Consider the following 17,818-nt stretch of genomic DNA (forward strand, 5'->3'; position numbering starts at 1 on the left):
CTGCGTTGATGATTGGTCCGGCCGTCAGGCCATCAGCGCCCGCATGAGTGCGTCACGCTTGTCCGCATCAGCAGGATCCCCCTGCCCTTTCAGGTGGAGACGCGCGGCACGCTCCGCCTGTGCATTCGAGAAGCCCAATCCCTTGAGCCAGGTCTCGAATTGCCGCTCTGTCAGCCGGTCCCCGGCCATGAGCATTTCCGAAAGTTCATGATGCGCGCGCGCCGCCTTGACGCTCGCGACCGTGGCATTCTGGTTGGCGCCGATCGACACGACAGAAACCTCGATCAGGTCCAGCTTCTCCAGCGTCCAGATCTCGTCTTCCGTGTCGACCGAATATTCCTTGATCCGGTAACCGATCGACAGCCCGTCAATGTCGCCCTCTTTCAGGAGCGCATAAGCCTCCTTGCCCCGCTGCACACCCATGTTCAGGCGCCCCCGCATCAGCAATCCGGTTTCATCCTCGACCGCCTCCAGCCACCGGCCGATCGGCTTGTCGCTGTCATGCTGCCAGAACATTTTTGGCATCGAGCCCCGCGCTTTGTGCGCCGCCAGGCTTTCGGTGAATGCCCCGGCCGCGATCACGTCGCCGTAGCTGTCCGGCTCCCCCCCGAATGTCGATCCATAGCCCTCGAAATCGCCTGTTTCCTCAAGCGCCTTGATCTTCAGAACCGGAGCGGCCCTCTTAACTTGCATTGTCATTGCCTGCCTCCGTGATTGGCTGGTTCTGCATCTGGATCCGTGGCACGTCGCCGCCAGCGACCGGCGGCAGGTTTTCACGCGCCCGCCCCTCGTTGATCGTCATCAAGCCCAGGCTGACCATCGTCTGGTAAAATGCCGCCCGACCGGCGCTGTCTCCGCGCAACAGCCCCTCGACATTGAACGAGATCGAAACACCCGCAGCCCGATCGGCCGGCTCCAGCAACTGTTGCTCCAGTGCCTGTTCGATCCGCCGTAGCCGGCGGCGCAGCGTGAACTTCTGGAACCCCAGTGTCTGCTGTTCCAGCCCGGTCCCCCAGCTGGTGCTGTTTTCGGTATGCCCCACCATGTGCGGCGGAACTCCGAACATCCGGCATATTTCCTCGACCGTGAACCGGCGGCTCTCCAGCATCTGCGCATCTTCCGGGTTCAGCGCGAACTGCTGCCACTTCGTGCCGCCCTCCAGGACCATCGGTCGCCCCGAGTTCATCGCCCCCGCGTATTTTTCGACCAATCGGGTCTCCGCGATCTCGCGCTGTTCCGGAGTCAGGTACGATTCGAAGATCATCGCGCCAGCCGGGCGCATGCCATTCCGGAACATCGATGCCGCGGCCCTGTCGACCGCCTGGGCCGATCCGAACACGTTGCGTCCGACCTGCAACGTCGACAAGCCGCCGAGTGGACACCCTCCGAACCCACGCACATGCAGGATCTCACGGTCCCGCTTCACCTTCTGTCGCCCGTTGTACGTCCAGCGATACTCGATTTCCCCCGTATCGAGACGCCGGGTCACCATCTGTTCGGGGCGAACGGGTGTCAGCGCCGAAACGCGGCCGGCCGATCCTCGATCGATCTCGGCGTAGAAGTTCCCCCAGAGCTCGACCGATGCCGCCATGAACTCCAGGAAATCGACCGCCGTCTGATCATAGTTCGGGCGATCATGCAGGACGCGGAACAACGGGTGTTCGCGATCTTCGTACCGGGCTCCATTCTTCTCGCGATAGACGGACAGCGGCAGTGACCCGATTGTGCCGGCCAGCAGGTTGGTGCAGCCCCAGACCGCCGACAGCGCCAGGGCCGAACTTTCGCTGACCATCTCGCCACTGTCCGTCGGGCCGCCCTGTTGCGCCCACCCCGTGGGTGCAACCAACGACAGCGGACGCAGGAGCGCCGATTTGATCCGTTGCAGGATTTTCACGCCATCGCCTCAAGGTGCTCGAAATAAGATGCGATCCCCCCACCCGGCGGCTCCGGGTTCATGTCCATCAGGATCGTCGCATTGAACAGCGCGATCAGCGGATCGATCTTCGAAACCCCTGCCCGCGCCTTGGTGATCAGCACGTTGTTGCCGCGCGCCTCGGCCTTCGCATTGCCCACGCACCACGTCATGATCGGCTGACCGCCATGACGCTGGGTGCCATCCATAAGACGCCGCTCGAGACCTTTGATTGCCCCGTTCAGCTTGTAGCCCTGCCCGACGCCGTAGATCTGCGTCAGGTCAAACCCCCGTGCCTGTAACTCATCGAGCAGCGCAGCCACGCCCCAGGGGTCCAGCCCGATCCCCTCAGTCTCCGGGAACAGGCCACAATCCCGGACCCGTTCGCAGATATCCGCCATGTCCCGAACATGCTGAACCGGATCGTCATCTATCACCAGATCGCCTGCGTTCTCGAGATCGAGCAGTTTCGGAGCGATTTCCTTGTGCCGCTCCAGAACACCCCGGGCACACCATGCGCGCACCCATGCAAGACGATGCTTGGTCTCCCTGCACCTGCCGAGGACAGCAAGGGATGCAAGGTCGTCGGCCCCCCCCATATCACCCCCCACAACGGCAACGTCGCACCTGTCCAGCAGTTCGTCGAGCTCAAGCGTCGGGTCGGCGCAGGATGGCCAGTAATCGGCCCCGATCCAGCGCGCAGAATGCAAGCCGATGCCGATTTCGACATTCAGGTGTTGTGACGCAAAGAGCGCCAGAGCCTCCTGGCCGTCTTGTTCGGCCGTCAGCATCTCGTCTCGCAGATAGTCGAGGCTGACCGAGACCTCGAGGTTCGGATTGACCAGCCCCCATGTGGCCTCGTCCCGCCACCGCTCCGAGGTCGCGATTTCTCGCGGGAACTCATAGAGGATCGGCAATACCGGCAACCGTATCGCACCGTCACGCACCTGCCGGGCCTTCATCAGCTCTTTCTTGAACTGGCCGACGGGTTCGACCTTCGACTGCGTCGTGATCTGCAGCAGAAAACCCTCCGGCCGAGATGCCAGCCCACCACGCAACTCAAGGAATATCTCCGGCGCCTTGGCCTTGGAGGCCAGCACATGCGTCTCGTCGATCAGGATGAACGTCGCTTTCGAACCGGTAACCACATCCCCGTCCGCCGACAGGATCATGATCGAGGCGCCCGTCACCCGATGCGTAATCTGCTTCATGTGCCCCTGGACGTGGAACAGATCCGACAGGGTCGGATCGTTGGCAATGATCCCGCGCGCCTGGTTGAACGCGATACCCGAAATCTTCTGCGTCGGTGCGATCAGGACCAGCTCGGCCATGGGGCGCTCGTTCAGGATCGCGGCAGTTACGATGATCCCGGCGGCGATTGCCGACTTTCCGTTCTTCTTCGGAACCAGCAAGAAGAACTCCCGGATCATCCGGCGCCGCGTGTCCGGATCGTAGCTGCCAAAGATCACGCGGACCAGGTCAATCACCCATGGTTCGCAGACCTCGCCATATGTCGGTGTTCCGATCAGGTCCGGCACCCGGAGACGCTTGAAGATGCTCACCGCCCGGTCTGCCGACTTGGCGATCAGCGGCAATTCCGGAATCAGTGATCGCCCGCTGGTAATACGATCCGCCCAATCCGGCACCGCGGTGTTCCAGGCATCATCGAGATGCCCGGCGGCTCCGTCAGGCATCGTAACCACCCGACAACAAAGAACCCCACTCGCCGTGTTCCGTTGCTTCCATGGCGGCCCGGCGCGCCTGCTCCTTCTTGCCCAGCTTCTCTGGCTGCGGCGCATCGGCCTCATCTCGCAGACTGGCCGACGCGGCCATCCGGTCGTTCCGCTCGATCATCTGCTGCAATTCCTTCAGGGCTGATACATTCCCGGCAGCCGCCAGTTCCATCAGCCTTTCGAACTGCCAGGCCACGAGCCTGTCCCGCTGGATTGCCCGGGTCTTCAGTACCGAAAAATAATACTTCTTCAGGGTCGGCACGCTGATGTGGCACCCGGCGGCAACCCGCTCAACCGACCACCCAAGAGCAAGCAACATCATGATTTTGTTTGCGTTTTTCTGGCTATACCGATGTGCAGGACGACCACGTCGCCCAGACGGCAACCGCACAGGGTCGCCAAACAGGTCCAGATCGTCTGAATTTTCGTCAGCCAAGAATAAAATCTCCGAATGATTGGGGGCGCCGGTCTCCAGCCGGGAGGGCCTGAAGTTTCGACCACCCCCCCTCGCGCTCATGTTTTCAGGGTCGTTTCGCCCGGTCGCGGCGTGTATCGCCGCCACCAGTCCGCTATGGCCTGCGACGTTACCGCCTGATCCCGATCCCCGTCGATCTTCGCGCGCCGTCGGCATTCCTCAGACGCCACCGCCAGCACCAGCATCTCGACCGGCTCCAGCTTCGCTTGCCACCAGTCCCGCTTGATCGAGCTCGGCTCCGATACGATCAGCCACGCAGCTGGCCAGCCTGGATCCCGCGACAACTGCCCGAGCAGATTGTTGCGGACACGCAGCGCCGGTCCTAACCACTTGTCCCGCGACCAACGCCGCAAGCCCTGCGCCGACAGACGCGCCGCTATCTCGTCTAGGTCGATGACCAGTTCACCCACACCGGCCCGCGCCCGCACCAACCCGGACTTGCCCGAGGCGGGTGGCCCGCACACGATCGTCAAGGGCACCAGCGACGGCCGCAACCACTCGGGATGTGTCGATGCCACCTTGCGGCCCGACTTCTCTTCCGCCTGCTTGATGCTGTCATGCCAGACCTTGCTGACCGCCTGCAGGTTCGCCCTGTCCCAGAACAGTTCCGGATTGCCCCGGTGAGGCAGGATGTGATCGACCACCGGGCTGTTCGGCGCCGGGTGTTTCCCTGACAGCATCACCCGCGTCTGCTGGCAGGTCCACAGATCGCGATCGAGGATCTCGCGACGCAAGGCCTTCCATTGCTTCGTGCGATACCATGCGCGCCAGGGGTTTGCCCTCTCACGCTGTCGGTCATAGACCCGGCGTCCCTCGGCACCACCCATGTTCCCTCTCGCCCGACCCGGCGCAAGGCGCGGGCGGGCGATCTTCAGCCGCGCCATTCATTCTCCGGATGTCTGGTTGACCATGCGAAAACGTAAAACGCCCACCCGGGTTTTCCCCGGCGGGCGCATTTCTCGATGATGTCATATTCCTACGATCCGGCGGACCTAGCTGTCAACCCACATCTTGCGGGCGCGCCAGATCATACCCCTGCATCCTGTCCAGCGCCGCGCAGAGAGCCGCCCTCAGACCGTCCCGCGCCGCCCCCTTGTCGGCCCAGCCATGCTCGCGCAGAACGGCACCCAGCGGCATGTCCGCGACACAGACCAGGTCAACCAATCGACGGGCGTAGATCGCGCGCCGGGGCTGGCCACCCGGGCGAATCCGCCGAACCTCCTTGACCAGCCCGTCGCCTATCCGCCGCTGCAACACCCGCAGGCGGGCGAAATCCGCGAATATCGCCGCCTCGCGATCACCGCCGACCGCCGCGGCCCGCCGCAGGGTTTCCAATGAACTGCACCCGACACCGGCCGCCGCGCAGCGTTCGAACAATGCCGCGTATCCGCGACCCGCCTGGACCTGACCGAACGTGAATGGCGGCTCGAACGAACCACCCTTCTGCGCCCGGCGGGCTTGCAGGGTCATCACGTCGAACACATCTGCGCAACGCGCACCATCCCGGCCACGATAGCCCATGTGCTCCGATCGATGTCCACCCTCGCCATCCGGCACCATTTCACGGGGAACGAACCGGCGCATCGGCCCCCGAGCAGGCGCCGCCGGTATCGCGTCACCACATTCGCCCGGAACCGCCGACCGATCCCGGATCGCACCCAATGCAAACCCGACACGCTGTGCCTCGGTCATCGAAACCGACTTCCGGCTGATCGGATCAACCAGATCGCCGTTTCGACCCCGACCGGCGATCGCCGCCCGGATCGCGACCTTCAAATCGCGGCCTTTGAATTCACTGCCCATTTCTGCCCCCTGTGATCGGTCATCGCCCGATACCTGCCATCAATATTTTGCGGTGCTTTGGCGCAGCGCTCTAGATGTTGATTCCCTTTGGGAAGGTAGGGAGGGTAGCGGTTTTCAAATTCGCTACCTTCCCAAACTCGAACACTTCGCAACACCCTGTATTCATTTCGGTTTCTTTGCCTTGTGGGAAGGTAGGGAAGGTAGGGAGGGTGATTTCGGTATCTTTTGAGAAATCGTTGAGGTGCCGTAACGGCGACAGCCACAACTCGCGCGCGCGCATACGCGTAGGTCCGATTTACCCTCCCTACCTTCCCTACCTTCCCACGAACCCGCATAACCATCTGAAACCCCGTCATTTTCACCCCCGAACCCCCGAGCCGCTACCCTCCCACGATCACCGCCCACCTTCCCTACCTTCCCGCAAAATCTAATCGGGGTCCGGGGCAGCAGAGGCCGAAACCCCGCCAAGCGGCCGGCCCTGATGGTCCTTCGGCGCATCCTCGAACCGTCGTCGGAACGCATCGGTGAACCGCAGGCCCACATATTGCGTGATGCTGGACTTGCTCTTGGTGAACTGGCGCCCGGTCTCGGGATGGCGCCACTGCCGCGCCTTGGAGGCCAGTTGCTTGCTGACCGTGGTGGGCTTCCACGGTGACATGCCGCGCTCGATCAGGTGCAGATGGAAACCGTTGCCCAGATCCTTTGACGTGATGGTGTCGGCCGCGTCCCCGGTGATCACACAACAGGTGATCAGGAACTGGCCGATCGGGTCGCTCTCTTCGCGATAATCACGCGTGGCCTCTGTCACCGCCGACGGCGGTTGCAACCCGCCCTCGAGATAGTCGATCGCACCCTCGATGAGCCAGTTCAGGATCCCCGACCGCTCTTCCCAGAGCTTGTCGATCAGGTTCGGATCACGTTCGGATTCCGGGATCTGCACGTCGAAGGGCACCAGCATCACGCGGCGCCAGATACCGTCATCGGTGCCCCGGATCTCGGGCCGGTGGTTGCCGCTGATCGTCAGCTTGAAATGCGGGCGGACCTCGACGAAATCGGAATGCAGCGCGCGCACCATGATGGGCTCGCCGCCGGTGAGATCCTTGACCAGCCCCTCCTGCAGGCGCTGGCCTTCGTCAGGCTCGGCCGCCCGGACCATGCGCGCGCCCATCAGCGGGATCAGGTCGGGCGTGGCATCGCCGCCCCCGCGCCGGGCCGTCCCGGTCAGTGACTCGATCCGGGCGGTGGCGGCATAGTTTCCCATGATCCGCGCCATCAGGTCGACCAGGACCGACTTGCCGTTCGCCCCGCCCCCGTAGAAAAACGCGATGTTCTGTTTCTTCTGGCCCGTCATCGACAGACCCAACCACCGTTTGATGAACTCGCGTGTTTCCCGGTCCGGCTGGATCCGCTCGAGGAACGCATCGAACCGGGGATGCGGGGCACCGGGGTCATATGCCACGGGCATCATCTTGGTGATCCGCTGATCGCGATGATGGGGGACCAGCGTCATATCGGCCACCTTGCCGGCCCCGTCATCGGTCATGTCTTCGACCGAGAACCGCAGAACGCCGGATTCCACCGCCACCTCGAGCGGTTCGACATCGAGATCGTCGAACGCGACGGCCAGGTCGACCTCGGCCTCTTCATAGCCGCTCTTGATCCGGGCCGAGTTTCCGGTGGTGTTCGCAAAACTTCGATGCCGCGCCGCTGTCTTGCGCAGCGCATCCAGCTCGTTGGCCTGTTCCGCCGTCCGGTCCGATCTCGCGATCTCCGACAATTCGTTGCGCCGGGTCACCAGGTTGCTGCCCCGATGCGTGAGATAAGGGATTTCGCGCAGGATCAAGTCGCTCAGCCGCTGCGCCTGGCGGCGAACCCGCAGCCTGTCATCGTCCTTTTCCCAGACCTGTCCCGACCAGGTAAACCAGCCGACGCGCGGCACGAACATGCAGTCGCGACCGAAATGCAGCACGAACCGCCGCCCGTTGCCGAAATCGTTCAGCGGCAGCGCGGCCGCGCGCCCCAACAGTTCCCGCACATCCTCGTCGGCCGCGATCGGCGCCGATGCGTCCTGATCGTCAGCCGGCGCACCCGGATCTTCGTCGGGAACAGGCCCCAGGGCGCTGAATGGATCATCGCCGCCGCTCATGCTGCCCCCCTCCGGAACGCGCCATCAGGGTCCACGCGCAACATGAACCGTCGCTGGTCCGCCGGTGACATCGCACCCCACAGGGCAACGAGCAGCCGCTTGCGCGCAGCCTCGGCAAACTGCGTCCGCGTCGCGCGGCGCAGCCCGGCGGCAACGTAGGTCTCGATCTCGGCCGGCGTTGCCACATCGGCCCAGAACGCGGCCTCCTGGCGCAGCTGCTCCAACGGCGCCAGCACGGGCGGCCCGGCCTCGATCTCGGCCAGCCAGCCACAGAGCAGCTCGCAAACCGGCCCGACTTCGTCATCCCTGACGACTTTCAGCCCCGCGGCCAGATGCAAAAGCACATGATCGAGATGCGCGCGCGCCTCGACACTGGCCACATGATCGTCCAACGCCTGGCCCATCACAGCTTGACCCCCAGTTCCCACGCCCGGCGCTGCAGCGCCTCGAGCTCACCCTCATGCCACGCGCGGCCGTCATAGCGCCGCGCCCAGAGCCAGCCGCGCAACTCGTCTGCCGTCAGCCGTGCGATCATCGCCAGCTTGCGCTCACGCTCAGTGCCCTCTGCCATCCGCGCGACCAGCCGCCCGGCAATCCGTCCAACAGGCTCGAAACTCATGTCGCCCGCACCCGGTGCCAGCGTGACTGGACTGCCTGCAGCGTGACGCCCCAGGTCTCGGCCAGACGGGCCAATTCTGAATAGCGCCCGCCGCTGGCCATGATCAGCTCGTCGCGATCTTCGGTCCAGTCGCCATGCCGGGTCGGGGCCATCGGCGGCGCGGGCCGCTTGATCGTGGTGCGCCCCGCTTGATCCGCCGGCGCAGCGCAGCGCGGCGCATTCACCCGCGCCGCTGGACGGGGCCCGGGATACCCTTTCAGCTTTTCCCGCAACGCCAGCCTCGCCAGTTTGTAGCCAGACGCCCGCATCAGCCCGGGACGGGCGCGCAGCGCCTCGACATTGCTGCAGGTCTCGACCAGGCCGACATCCTCGACGAACCCGCGCAACCAGTCCGCATCCGGCAGGCGGCGAACTGCGCTCAGATCCGCCAGCTCGGCCAGCCACGGCGCCAGCACGTTCGACCGGTAGCAATCGACCTCATCCGCCGCCCGCGACGAGGTGATCGCCGCCAAGGCCGCCGTGATCAGACGGCGGCGGCCGGCCCGGACGTGATCGCGCACCGCGCCCAGAACGAAGACCTGCCGCGCCTTGCGGGTCGCGGCCGATACCGGATAGCGCATCAGCGTGCAGCCCGCCGCCGACACCGCCGCGTCGCCATCGATCGCCCAGGCCTCGCCCGAGGCAAGCCCGGCCTTGAACAGGTGAAATATGGTGATGTTCACGCGCTGCGAGTTGATCGCGGCAAAGGCCGCCGCCTGTTCGGCCGGCGAGGCGGGCGAGATCATCGCCGGCACCCGGTCATGCCCGGCCAGCGCGGCGGCATGAACCCGGTGCTGCCCGTCGATCACCGACCACCGCCCGTCCGGCAGTCCCGACACGATGACCGGCGTGAATTTCGACCAGCTGAAGGCAGCGGCGATCTCGCGGATCACCCGCCAGTTCGATTTGGCCAGCGCCCGCTGATAGGTGTCATCGACCACCAGCTCGACCACCGGCAACCAGTCCATGCGCGGCGCCGGCCCGGGATCGACCCGCTGCACCGGGTCCTGTTCGGAAATGTCGATGGCGCGAAGGGTCATGGCATGCGCTCCTCAGATGTCTCAACAGCCCGAACGGGTTCACGCCATTCGCCGCGGATCGCCGCGACATGGCGATTGACCGCCATCACAGACAGGTCGAGTGCCTCTGCGCATTCGCGTTGCGTGCCGCAGAGATGGGCCTGAAACCACGCCCGAACGCGCTGCCGATTCTGATGGCCCGTTGCTGCGCCGGGATTTCGGAACCCACCCATCCCTGTCGACCTCGACTCTCCCACGCTGTCCATCACCGCCTTACTCCCGTTCTGACAGCGACAGCGACATCTGGCGCCCTTTGGTTCCGCGCCGCTTTCGCTTGATCGGCGGAAGCATTGGCATCGTCTCGTCGATATCCTCGGACCCGCAAGCGATGTCGTTCTCATCGACCGGAACACCGGCTTGGTTGGCGCATCCGTAGTCATCGCAGAACGCCCGGACGCAGTAAGTACCTGTCACCAAACAGATCGTCGGACGGTCCTCGTAATCATCCATCACGCCCACACCCCTCGATCTCTTCCACCCGGTCCGCCAATGCGCGCAGCTGCGCGGCCATACCGGCATGAATGAACCCCGTGAACAGCGGTCGGCGGTGCCGGGCCTCATCGGCCTCGCCCGCAACCAGCGCGAACTGCGCCCCGGTTTCCGGCGCAACTGTCAGTTCGAACAGGACATGGCCGAACCAGTATGGCTCCCGGTGGTCAGACACGGCGCACCCCCAAAGACGGGGCGGCGGGGGAGGAGATCCCGCCGCCCCAGGTGGCCCCGGCCGGCAGCACCGCACAGGGAGAGCGGAGGCGGATGCCGGGGCGGGAGTAGTCCGGGTTCGCGCGCGCCGTCATGACATGACCCCGCACAGCAGCGCGTGAAGATCGGGCAAGCGGGTGCGGGGCGATGTGCAGCGCCCCGCACCATCGGCCGCGCCGGAAATCTCGGCCCGGCCGCCAGAGCCGCCCCTGCTCACCTTCGGGCGACCGCGCTCGCGCGCCTGAATGGCGTGGCCGACGATCTGGCCCACCACGCGTTTGGTTATCGACTGCACCGCCGAATGCGACCCGGCGCGCGTCAGGTAATCCGGGTGACACCGGAACGCATCGACCACGCCCCCCTCGACCAGCCGCCACAGCCGCCGGTGATCGCGATACTTCAGCACGGCCGGGTTGCGGCGGGACGGGCGACGCGGCAACGTCATGCCGCACCCTCACTGTTCATCCGATCCTCGATCCGCGCCCTGGCCTGCCTCAGGGCAAACATCGCCTCGTCGATTTCGCCGATGGCCTGCGCCAGATCGTCAGCGCAGCTCGATTGTTCCGCGTTCAGGATCGCCGATATCGCCTCGCCGCTTTCCTTGGCGATGCTGGACCCGTCTTGCAGCAGACTGCCCTCACCGGCGTTCGGCCGGGTCTCCAACCGCCGGGCCAGCATCCGCGTGATCGGATAGCGGCCTGCGGCGTCCTCCAGCGCGATCACATCGGCCACGGTCCAGTCCAGCTGCCCGGCCATCTTCTTGCTGACCGTTCCCTTGGACGCGCCCCCGCCCCAGCGGGCATTGAACGTCTCGGCGACGGCATCATAGCAACCCATCCAGTCGACCAGCGACCGCATGTTCGCTCGAACGATCTTGCGAAAATCAAGCATGGCAGGCCTCGAGATCAGGACCGGAAACCGTTTTTCCTGTGCGGGACCGGTCCAGACCGGCAGAGTGGCGGCATTCGGCGGACTCGCCTCTTGCGGGAATCGCCCCCATCAGGTCAGCTGCAGCGGGCTGAACAGACAAGAAAGGCAGATCATCATGAAGATAGTCGCTTGGCTGGCCGAACGAGCGCCGGACGATCATACGCCGGCGCCGCCAGTCCCTGTCACAACAGCCCGGCCGCCGCGCGCCCTGCCCTCGCCGGACACGCCCGACTCGGACGATCTTGAACACCCGAACGAACACGGCGTGATCGACCTCGAGCCGATCTACACTGTCATCGACTACACAGACGCCACCGGCACTCAGACACGCCGCCGCATCACGATGATCAGGGTTGGTCGCGGGCCGAAAGCACCGCTTCTCACCGCGACCTGCCACGAACGCCGCGCCTCGCGAACCTTCCGCTGCGATCGCATCGAGTGCTTCATCGATGAAGATGGGGTGGTCACACCGTGCCACGAGTTCTTCCGGCAGGTTCTGCTGGTCGACCTCGACGACCTGACCCCCGCCAAACCGCCGACGGCAGCCAGCACCGAGTCCACTGCGGATCGGCACCAGGTCACCGCGCGGGAAATCCGTGACCAGCTGCGCCCGGCGCTTTCGATCCTCGTGACCGCCGCCCGCTGTGACGAAGATTTCCACCCCGAAGAACTGGACGTGATCTGCCAATATGCAGAGACCGAACTCGTCCGCGGCGGGCGTGCGCCGATCTACCACGGAGACGTGACGATCGATACCCTCGACGAATTGCTGCAGCTTATCCGCAGAATGCGCCCTGCCCGATCTTCGCTGCCCGGCTACCTCGAACAAGTGCTCAAATTCGCTCCGGATCGCTACGCGCGGTTCGTAAGAGCCCTGAGCGCCGTGATTGCCGCCGACGGACGGCTTGCCGACGAGGAAGAAGACCTCATGGCGGACGTTCTGGACCTGAAGACCGCCATCGAAGCCGAACGCGACAATGGCTGGCGCCAGATCAATTACTGATGCCACACCACGGGAAACCGTACTTCCTGGGCTGGACCGGCGCTGACGCGCAGAATGGTGACATGTGGCACCCCGGCGCTCATGTATCAGTAAGCTCCGAGGAAACATCATGCGGCGGCCTCGCCTTTCGCCCCTGCGTCACCAGCGGAGGACGCGCAAAGAACTGCGCAAGCCGTTGTTACGTCTTCCCACGTTCTGAAATTCGGCACCGTCTGGCCAGATTTCCACCTTTGCCACGTCGATCGGGCGATACCCGCCTCGACGCAAAGAGCGGCCACATTCGTCCCGGCCTCTCTCAACTGCTCTTCGACTTGCTCGACTTGGTGACAGAACTTCATGGGATTTTCCCGCCAACGATAGCTTATCGAGTGTTAAAGCATGAATGCTCAATACAAAGCAAGAGCATTCATGCTCATACTACCGATTGCGCATTTATGCGAAGCTCCGCCCCATGACAGACAACGAGAAGCATTGGACGGTGGCGTATCTCTCGCACGTTCTGGAAGCGATGGACTGGAGCATGAACCGCCTGGCCACCGAAACCGGCCTCGCGGCATCCACGATCAATCGCCCCATGCGTGAAGACGACTGGAAGTTTGGGCTGTCGTCGAAAACCGTCCAGAAAATCCACGCCGCGACGGGAATTGACCCAGCAGACTTCATGCCAACAGGCTTTGATGAACCCACCGCCATGTGGCGCGCTGCAGACACATACTCCGGACGCACCCTAAGACGGCTCCTCGACGACAAAGAGAGCACTCCGGACCGCGACCGGGGCAACGAAATCAAGATCGCCATTGTGGGATCGCGGGCGCAGATCGTGGCGACGGTTGACAAGGCCGGGCTTGCCAAGCTGCGCGCGAAACTGGAGCTACTCGCAGACCTCCTGGAAGACTAGCTCAATCCTATCGAATCAACGGCGTAGGGATTGATCGCCCCATTCTGAGCATTGCTGCAAATTCTGCTTGACTATTATTGAGCATCTATGCTCATTATCCACTCCATCGAACAGATGGAGGCCGCGATGACACGCACCGACCCCGATACACGATCCGACCCCACACCCGTCAGCGACGACCTGCTGGCCCGGCTGGCCGGCGGAGGGGCGCATGTTGAACTGGCGGACGGCATGCCCGCATTGCTGCCGGCGATCTGCGCCGAGCTGCTGCAATGGCGGCAGACGGCGCGCAGCCGGCCCTCTGCCCTGTCGCTGGCGCTGCGGTCCGAGGCCATCGCCGCGCGGCTGGACCGCGCCCGCCGCACCATCCGCGCACCCGAGCCGGTTTCCGCCCACGATCTGGCCGAGGCCTGCGAGACCCTGCTGCGCCATTCGCCCCATGCCGACGAACGCACCGCCGCCGCCGATGTGCTGGCACAGATGAAGGTGGCAGCGTGATGGACCTGATGAAACTCATCCCGTTGCCCGACCGCTTCGAATATCCGGTCTTCAATTTTGGATCTGACCCGATCACGAACGACGCGGTCCCGGCATCCCACAAAGGTGCGCGGGGCTGGGGATACCGACGCCTCGCCCGGTTCAAGACGGTGAACGGCATTCGCTACCAGCTACATGCGACGCGTGGTTGGAAGAAGCTGGGGCGGATCACATGAACCGCCTCATCCATGACCGCCTGCCGGCCTTTCTGCGCAATCTCGACCGGCTCGACGCATCCGGCCAGCGCGATGCCGTCGTCAACGAGGTGCTGGAGACCTTTGGGTGGATGACCCCGCCTGCGGGCGACTGCACCCACCAATGGGAACTGGACCTGCACGGCATCGCCGCCAGCGGCGCGTCCGAGGAAGAGGCGATTGCCAACTGGAAACGGCTGGCCCGCCAGCACATGCGCGCGACCGACCACCGGCGCGACTGCCCCTACAATGGCCAGGGGGTCGCACCATGACCGGCACCCGCCTCACCGACAGGCCCGTCGCGCAGCAGGCGGGCATCCTGTGCAACGACCCGCAGTTCCAGACATTCGCCGCCAGGCGCAACGGGTATCCTGCTGGCGCGTTCAGCGCCAGCGCGGCAGCGGAATACCTGCGCAGCTGCTGCGGCATCGACAGCCGCCGCGAACTCGACACCACCGCCGCCGCGCGTGACCGGTTCGACCGGCTGCGTACCGAATTCGACGCGTGGGCCGGGCGCATCGCCCGGCAGCGCTGACAGCCGCCCGCGCCGCCAAAGCACGCTCACGGACCCCTGCCCGGCGCGGGCGGCACTGACGACGAAACGCGAGGACATCAGATGCTCCAACAGCATGTCGACCAACGCAAACACGCCTTCGAGACCCGGCTCGCCGCCAACAAGCTGCGGTTGCGCAACCCGGTGACCGGAGAATTCCTGCACCTGTCCGGCCAGGGCGTGACCCACGACATCAATTATTCATGGCTCGGCTTTGCCTATCAGGCCGAAAACCTGCGCATCCGCGCCGCTGCCCGGGGCGAGAGCTGGCCCTTCGATCTCGTGCATCGCCACCTGTTGACCGACGATGTGACGGCGATCGACCACCTGCAGAGCGCAACCGACGGAGCCCCCCGATGAGACCGAACACGGCGCCATGGTCCGACACCGAGATCCTGACCGCGCTCTATCTTCGTGATCACGAGGGTCTGTCCGCATCAAAGATCGGCGCGCGCCTCGGCAGGTCGAAATCCTCCGTCCTGGGCCGACTCTTCCGCGTCGACCGGGAAACCGATGCCAGCGATCCGGACAAGATCGGCAATGGCACGCTGCCGCCGCGCTGGTGGAAACACCTCGGCGCCATCGCAACTACGGCACAGCAGACCATGGTGGCTGAAAATGACTGATGCCCTGATCATCGACAGCTTTGCAGGTGGCGGCGGTGCGTCGACCGGGATCGAGATGGCGACGGGCCGCAGCCCGGACATCGCCATCAATCACTCGGCCCCGGCGCTGGCGCTGCACACGGCAAACCACCCCGATACGCTGCATCTGGACAGCAACATCTGGGATGTGGACCCGCTCAGCGTGACCGGTGGCAAACCTGTTGCCCTGCTGTGGGCTAGCCCGGACTGCAAGCACTTCTCCAAGGCCAAGGGCGGCGCGGTGCGGGACCGGAATATTCGCGATCTGGCATGGGTCGTCGTGAAATGGGCCGAGGACGTGAAACCCGACGTGATCTACATGGAAAATGTCGAGGAATTCGTGACCTGGGGTCCGATCTGCGAGGGTGGTAAGCCGATCAAGGAATTCTCTGGCATCACCTACGAGGCATGGCTGAAACGCCTGCGCCGCGCAGGCTATAAGGTCCAGTCGCGCGAGCTGCGCGCCTGCGACTATGGCGCCCCGACGATCCGCAAGCGCTGGTTCCTGATCGCCCGTCGCGACGGCCAGCCGATCACATGGCCAAAGCCGACGCATGGCGACCCGAAATCCAGGGCGGTGCAGAAGGGCAAACTGAAGCCATGGCGCACCGACGCCGAGTGCATCGACTGGTCGATCCCCTGCCCGTCGATCTTTGACACATCCGACGAGATCAAGGCCAAACACGGCCTGCGCGCGATCCGGCCGCTGGCAACGAACACGCTGGCCCGCGTGGCCCGTGGCATGAAACGCTATGTCATCGAGGCCGACCGCCCGTTCATAGTTTCGATTGGAGAAGAAGAAGCCAATGCCCGAGAAGATCGCACCACTGGACCCGATGAGAGCGAATCCGAACGAAATCAACGATGCCTACAAGGATCTCGTCTTGGACATGTTCGACACGTTGGAAGGCGGCGAGGAACGGAAGGTCCGGCGACAACTGAAGAACCGTCGGGACGCAATCGAGCACGCAGCCAAACGGCGTCTCTGATCGCCCCCAGCCTGACCCGCTTCAACGGCGGCGCGACCGGACAGGATGCCCGCGACCCTCTGGCCACGATAACCGCGAACAGCTGGATCAAGAAACCCGGCGGATGCGCACCGCTCGGCATCGTCGCACCCTACCTTGCCAGTATCGCCCACGGCGACAGCGGCGGTCGCCGCGAATACCCGCTGCCCGATCCGTTGGGCACGGTCACCGGGCGCGGCGTGCAGCACGCAGTCATTGCCCCGGTCCTGACCTATGCCCAGCACGGCGGCGCAACCCGCGCGGTCACCGCCCCGCATCACACCATCTGCGCCAACCAAAAAGACCAGAACAGCCTGATCGCCGCCACGATGGTGCAGACCGGCTATGGCGAGCGGCAGGGCCAGCAGCCCCGCGCGCTGGACGTGGCCGCACCTCTGGGCACCGTGGTTGCCGGCGGGGCCAAGCACGCACCCTGTGCCGCGTTTCTCGCCCAGCAGAACGGCGGGCCGCGCATGGCTGCGCATTCCGGTCACGACCCGCGCGACCCGCTCAGCACCGTTGCCGCCAGCGGCAGCCACCAGACACCCGTCGCCGCCTTCTTCGCAAAATACTATGGCACCGGCGACGGGGCCCGCCCCGACGAGCCGATGCACACGGTCACGGTCAAGGATAGGTTCGCACATACGCAGGCGGACCTATCCGCCCCGCCCTTCGGCCCGGAGCACGATGCCCGAGCGCGGCAGGTGGCCGAATTCCTGCGCGCCCATGGGGCATGGGACGGAGGCGACTACGTGACGCTCACCATCGGGGGCCAGACCTTCGTGGTGGTCGATATCGGACTGCGGATGCTGACACCGCGCGAGCTGTTCACCGCGCAGGGGTTTCCGCCCGACTACGTGATCGAAGGCGTCTGGACCGAGAGGGACGGCGATTGGTCGTTCCAGCCCTTCACGAAAAACGTGCAGGTCAGCTGCTGCGGCAACTCGGTTTGCCCACCGATCGCCGCCGCCCTCGTCGCCGCGAACCTGCCGATGGCACTTCAACGTCGGGAGGTGGCGTGATGACCGACCCCAGAAAACCGATCATGCGCCATGACGCCGCCAGTCAGGAGGCGATCCGACAAATCGTCCTCGCACATCTGCACGCGGCAACAGAGAGCGGTGCGCGGTCCCTCGGCTGCACCGGCGCGTCGTTTGTAACCATGGGCATCGGCATCTGGTGCAGCGAGCTGGCCGACCTGGATGCCCGGGCGACAGCGCAGTTGCTGCGCGCGGTCGCGGACATCTACGACCCTGCATTGAATGACGCCGGAAAACTGCGGGCCGAGAAGAATCGCCGGTCAGCGGTCAATCGGCTGCTGGCTGCCGTCGATCTGGATATGGCCGCGCCGGGAGGGCGGGCATGATGTCGAACCGGCTTCATCAGCATCGAGTTGCGCGGGTGGTCCGCGCAATGGGCGGGCTGACTGTAGCTCCATTTGCCGGGAACTCTGCCCGGCCCGCCCACCCTGTTCCCTGGCGCCGGGAAGACTCCAACCAGGCGCCCAACTCCGGCGGGTGGGTTTTCACCAGTTCGATGTCACC

General features: G+C 64.7%; 24 protein-coding genes. 10 read left to right on the plus strand and 14 right to left on the minus strand.

Annotated elements, in window-relative coordinates; genetic code table 11:
* Positions 1-24: 24 nt before the first annotated feature.
* The 14 genes from C6Y53_RS02100 to C6Y53_RS02165 form a co-directional block, all read right to left on the minus strand.
* Positions 25-699 carry an HK97 family phage prohead protease gene (locus tag C6Y53_RS02100; protein ID WP_106470919.1) on the minus strand — a complete coding sequence of 225 codons (675 nt, stop codon included), beginning with the start codon at positions 697-699 and terminating at the stop codon, positions 25-27.
* Complete coding sequence (locus C6Y53_RS02105; RefSeq protein WP_244614924.1) at positions 683-1,894, minus strand: phage portal protein; 1,212 nt, start codon at positions 1,892-1,894, stop codon at positions 683-685. Before C6Y53_RS02105 ends, C6Y53_RS02100 begins: the two co-directional genes overlap by 17 nt.
* On the minus strand, positions 1,891-3,558 hold the full coding sequence (locus C6Y53_RS02110) for a terminase large subunit (RefSeq protein WP_342212769.1): 1,668 nt from the start codon (positions 3,556-3,558) through the stop codon (positions 1,891-1,893). The genes C6Y53_RS02105 and C6Y53_RS02110 overlap by 4 nt, the downstream gene beginning before the upstream one ends.
* A gap of 40 nt (positions 3,559-3,598) precedes the next feature.
* Entirely contained in the window at positions 3,599-4,081 is a 483-nt protein-coding gene (locus tag C6Y53_RS02115) for a hypothetical protein (RefSeq protein WP_244614925.1), read from the minus strand.
* 77 nt (positions 4,082-4,158) lie between these two features.
* Complete coding sequence (locus C6Y53_RS20905; RefSeq protein WP_211299441.1) at positions 4,159-5,004, minus strand: ATP-binding protein; 846 nt, start codon at positions 5,002-5,004, stop codon at positions 4,159-4,161.
* 115 nt (positions 5,005-5,119) lie between these two features.
* Complete coding sequence (locus C6Y53_RS02125) at positions 5,120-5,923, minus strand: hypothetical protein (protein WP_106470921.1); 804 nt, start codon at positions 5,921-5,923, stop codon at positions 5,120-5,122.
* A gap of 427 nt (positions 5,924-6,350) precedes the next feature.
* Entirely contained in the window at positions 6,351-8,069 is a 1,719-nt protein-coding gene (locus C6Y53_RS02130) for a DNA primase family protein (RefSeq protein WP_106470922.1), read from the minus strand.
* Positions 8,066-8,473 (minus strand): hypothetical protein, encoded by a 408-nt coding sequence (locus tag C6Y53_RS02135; protein WP_106470923.1) that lies wholly within the window; start codon positions 8,471-8,473, stop codon positions 8,066-8,068. The genes C6Y53_RS02130 and C6Y53_RS02135 overlap by 4 nt, the downstream gene beginning before the upstream one ends.
* Complete coding sequence (locus tag C6Y53_RS02140; RefSeq protein WP_149615440.1) at positions 8,473-8,688, minus strand: hypothetical protein; 216 nt, start codon at positions 8,686-8,688, stop codon at positions 8,473-8,475. The genes C6Y53_RS02135 and C6Y53_RS02140 overlap by 1 nt, the downstream gene beginning before the upstream one ends.
* Positions 8,685-9,767, minus strand: coding sequence for a ParB/Srx family N-terminal domain-containing protein (locus C6Y53_RS02145; protein WP_106470924.1), 1,083 nt, complete (start codon positions 9,765-9,767; stop codon positions 8,685-8,687). The genes C6Y53_RS02140 and C6Y53_RS02145 overlap by 4 nt, the downstream gene beginning before the upstream one ends.
* 252 nt (positions 9,768-10,019) lie before the next feature.
* Positions 10,020-10,256 carry a hypothetical protein gene (locus tag C6Y53_RS02150; RefSeq protein WP_106470925.1) on the minus strand — a complete coding sequence of 79 codons (237 nt, stop codon included), beginning with the start codon at positions 10,254-10,256 and terminating at the stop codon, positions 10,020-10,022.
* Positions 10,249-10,470 carry a hypothetical protein gene (locus C6Y53_RS02155; protein ID WP_106470926.1) on the minus strand — a complete coding sequence of 74 codons (222 nt, stop codon included), beginning with the start codon at positions 10,468-10,470 and terminating at the stop codon, positions 10,249-10,251. The genes C6Y53_RS02150 and C6Y53_RS02155 overlap by 8 nt, the downstream gene beginning before the upstream one ends.
* 129 nt (positions 10,471-10,599) lie before the next feature.
* Positions 10,600-10,953 carry a hypothetical protein gene (locus tag C6Y53_RS02160; RefSeq protein WP_106470927.1) on the minus strand — a complete coding sequence of 118 codons (354 nt, stop codon included), beginning with the start codon at positions 10,951-10,953 and terminating at the stop codon, positions 10,600-10,602.
* The gene (locus tag C6Y53_RS02165) at positions 10,950-11,399 is read right to left on the minus strand and encodes a hypothetical protein (RefSeq protein ID WP_106470928.1); all 450 of its coding nucleotides are present in this window, start codon (positions 11,397-11,399) and stop codon (positions 10,950-10,952) included. Before C6Y53_RS02165 ends, C6Y53_RS02160 begins: the two co-directional genes overlap by 4 nt.
* Before the next feature lie 154 nt (positions 11,400-11,553).
* On the opposite strand from C6Y53_RS02165, the gene C6Y53_RS02170 reads away from it, so the two are divergent.
* The 10 genes from C6Y53_RS02170 (at position 11,554) to C6Y53_RS20910 (ending at position 17,640) form a co-directional block, all read left to right on the plus strand.
* Entirely contained in the window at positions 11,554-12,441 is an 888-nt protein-coding gene (locus C6Y53_RS02170; protein WP_149615441.1) for a tellurite resistance TerB family protein, read from the plus strand.
* Positions 12,442-12,892: 451 nt separating this feature from the next.
* Entirely contained in the window at positions 12,893-13,339 is a 447-nt protein-coding gene (locus tag C6Y53_RS02175) for a hypothetical protein (RefSeq protein WP_106470930.1), read from the plus strand.
* A 126-nt stretch (positions 13,340-13,465) separates the two neighbouring features.
* Positions 13,466-13,837 (plus strand): hypothetical protein, encoded by a 372-nt coding sequence (locus tag C6Y53_RS02180; RefSeq protein ID WP_149615442.1) that lies wholly within the window; start codon positions 13,466-13,468, stop codon positions 13,835-13,837.
* Positions 13,837-14,052: a hypothetical protein gene (locus C6Y53_RS02185; protein ID WP_106470932.1), complete on the plus strand. Its 216-nt coding sequence runs from the start codon at positions 13,837-13,839 to the stop codon at positions 14,050-14,052. The genes C6Y53_RS02180 and C6Y53_RS02185 overlap by 1 nt, the downstream gene beginning before the upstream one ends.
* On the plus strand, positions 14,049-14,342 hold the full coding sequence (locus C6Y53_RS02190) for a hypothetical protein (RefSeq protein WP_106470933.1): 294 nt from the start codon (positions 14,049-14,051) through the stop codon (positions 14,340-14,342). Before C6Y53_RS02185 ends, C6Y53_RS02190 begins: the two co-directional genes overlap by 4 nt.
* Positions 14,339-14,605 carry a hypothetical protein gene (locus C6Y53_RS02195; protein ID WP_106470934.1) on the plus strand — a complete coding sequence of 89 codons (267 nt, stop codon included), beginning with the start codon at positions 14,339-14,341 and terminating at the stop codon, positions 14,603-14,605. The genes C6Y53_RS02190 and C6Y53_RS02195 overlap by 4 nt, the downstream gene beginning before the upstream one ends.
* An 81-nt stretch (positions 14,606-14,686) precedes the next feature.
* Positions 14,687-14,983: a hypothetical protein gene (locus C6Y53_RS02200; protein ID WP_106470935.1), complete on the plus strand. Its 297-nt coding sequence runs from the start codon at positions 14,687-14,689 to the stop codon at positions 14,981-14,983.
* A complete protein-coding gene (locus C6Y53_RS02205) occupies positions 14,980-15,249 on the plus strand; it encodes a hypothetical protein (RefSeq protein WP_106470936.1) in 270 nt (89 codons plus the stop codon). Before C6Y53_RS02200 ends, C6Y53_RS02205 begins: the two co-directional genes overlap by 4 nt.
* Positions 15,242-17,296, plus strand: coding sequence for a DNA cytosine methyltransferase (locus C6Y53_RS02210; RefSeq protein WP_106470937.1), 2,055 nt, complete (start codon positions 15,242-15,244; stop codon positions 17,294-17,296). Before C6Y53_RS02205 ends, C6Y53_RS02210 begins: the two co-directional genes overlap by 8 nt.
* Positions 17,296-17,640 (plus strand): hypothetical protein, encoded by a 345-nt coding sequence (locus C6Y53_RS20910; RefSeq protein WP_211299442.1) that lies wholly within the window; start codon positions 17,296-17,298, stop codon positions 17,638-17,640. The genes C6Y53_RS02210 and C6Y53_RS20910 overlap by 1 nt, the downstream gene beginning before the upstream one ends.
* Positions 17,641-17,818: the final 178 nt, after the last annotated feature.

Origin of the sequence: Pukyongiella litopenaei (genome assembly GCF_003008555.2) — a bacterium.
GTDB classification, from domain to species: domain Bacteria; phylum Pseudomonadota; class Alphaproteobacteria; order Rhodobacterales; family Rhodobacteraceae; genus Pukyongiella; species Pukyongiella litopenaei.

Bases quoted from the DNA above. Each gene is read 5' to 3' on its own strand.
- C6Y53_RS20905 (WP_211299441.1), bottom strand. From the start codon at position 5,004: ATGGCGCGGCTGAAGATCGCCCGCCCGCGCCTTGCGCCGGGTCGGGCG.
- C6Y53_RS02170 (WP_149615441.1), top strand. From the start codon at position 11,554: ATGAAGATAGTCGCTTGGCTGGCCGAACGAGCGCCGGACGATCATACG.
- C6Y53_RS02125 (WP_106470921.1), bottom strand. From the start codon at position 5,923: ATGGGCAGTGAATTCAAAGGCCGCGATTTGAAGGTCGCGATCCGGGCG.
- C6Y53_RS02195 (WP_106470934.1), top strand. From the start codon at position 14,339: ATGACCGGCACCCGCCTCACCGACAGGCCCGTCGCGCAGCAGGCGGGC.
- C6Y53_RS02165 (WP_106470928.1), bottom strand. From the start codon at position 11,399: ATGCTTGATTTTCGCAAGATCGTTCGAGCGAACATGCGGTCGCTGGTC.
- C6Y53_RS20910 (WP_211299442.1), top strand. From the start codon at position 17,296: ATGACCGACCCCAGAAAACCGATCATGCGCCATGACGCCGCCAGTCAG.
- C6Y53_RS02210 (WP_106470937.1), top strand. From the start codon at position 15,242: ATGACTGATGCCCTGATCATCGACAGCTTTGCAGGTGGCGGCGGTGCG.
- C6Y53_RS02140 (WP_149615440.1), bottom strand. From the start codon at position 8,688: ATGAGTTTCGAGCCTGTTGGACGGATTGCCGGGCGGCTGGTCGCGCGG.
- C6Y53_RS02150 (WP_106470925.1), bottom strand. From the start codon at position 10,256: ATGGATGATTACGAGGACCGTCCGACGATCTGTTTGGTGACAGGTACT.
- C6Y53_RS02180 (WP_149615442.1), top strand. From the start codon at position 13,466: ATGACACGCACCGACCCCGATACACGATCCGACCCCACACCCGTCAGC.
- C6Y53_RS02130 (WP_106470922.1), bottom strand. From the start codon at position 8,069: ATGAGCGGCGGCGATGATCCATTCAGCGCCCTGGGGCCTGTTCCCGAC.
- C6Y53_RS02145 (WP_106470924.1), bottom strand. From the start codon at position 9,767: ATGACCCTTCGCGCCATCGACATTTCCGAACAGGACCCGGTGCAGCGG.
- C6Y53_RS02205 (WP_106470936.1), top strand. From the start codon at position 14,980: ATGAGACCGAACACGGCGCCATGGTCCGACACCGAGATCCTGACCGCG.
- C6Y53_RS02175 (WP_106470930.1), top strand. From the start codon at position 12,893: ATGACAGACAACGAGAAGCATTGGACGGTGGCGTATCTCTCGCACGTT.
- C6Y53_RS02135 (WP_106470923.1), bottom strand. From the start codon at position 8,473: ATGGGCCAGGCGTTGGACGATCATGTGGCCAGTGTCGAGGCGCGCGCG.
- C6Y53_RS02190 (WP_106470933.1), top strand. From the start codon at position 14,049: ATGAACCGCCTCATCCATGACCGCCTGCCGGCCTTTCTGCGCAATCTC.
- C6Y53_RS02185 (WP_106470932.1), top strand. From the start codon at position 13,837: ATGGACCTGATGAAACTCATCCCGTTGCCCGACCGCTTCGAATATCCG.
- C6Y53_RS02100 (WP_106470919.1), bottom strand. From the start codon at position 699: ATGACAATGCAAGTTAAGAGGGCCGCTCCGGTTCTGAAGATCAAGGCG.
- C6Y53_RS02160 (WP_106470927.1), bottom strand. From the start codon at position 10,953: ATGACGTTGCCGCGTCGCCCGTCCCGCCGCAACCCGGCCGTGCTGAAG.
- C6Y53_RS02200 (WP_106470935.1), top strand. From the start codon at position 14,687: ATGCTCCAACAGCATGTCGACCAACGCAAACACGCCTTCGAGACCCGG.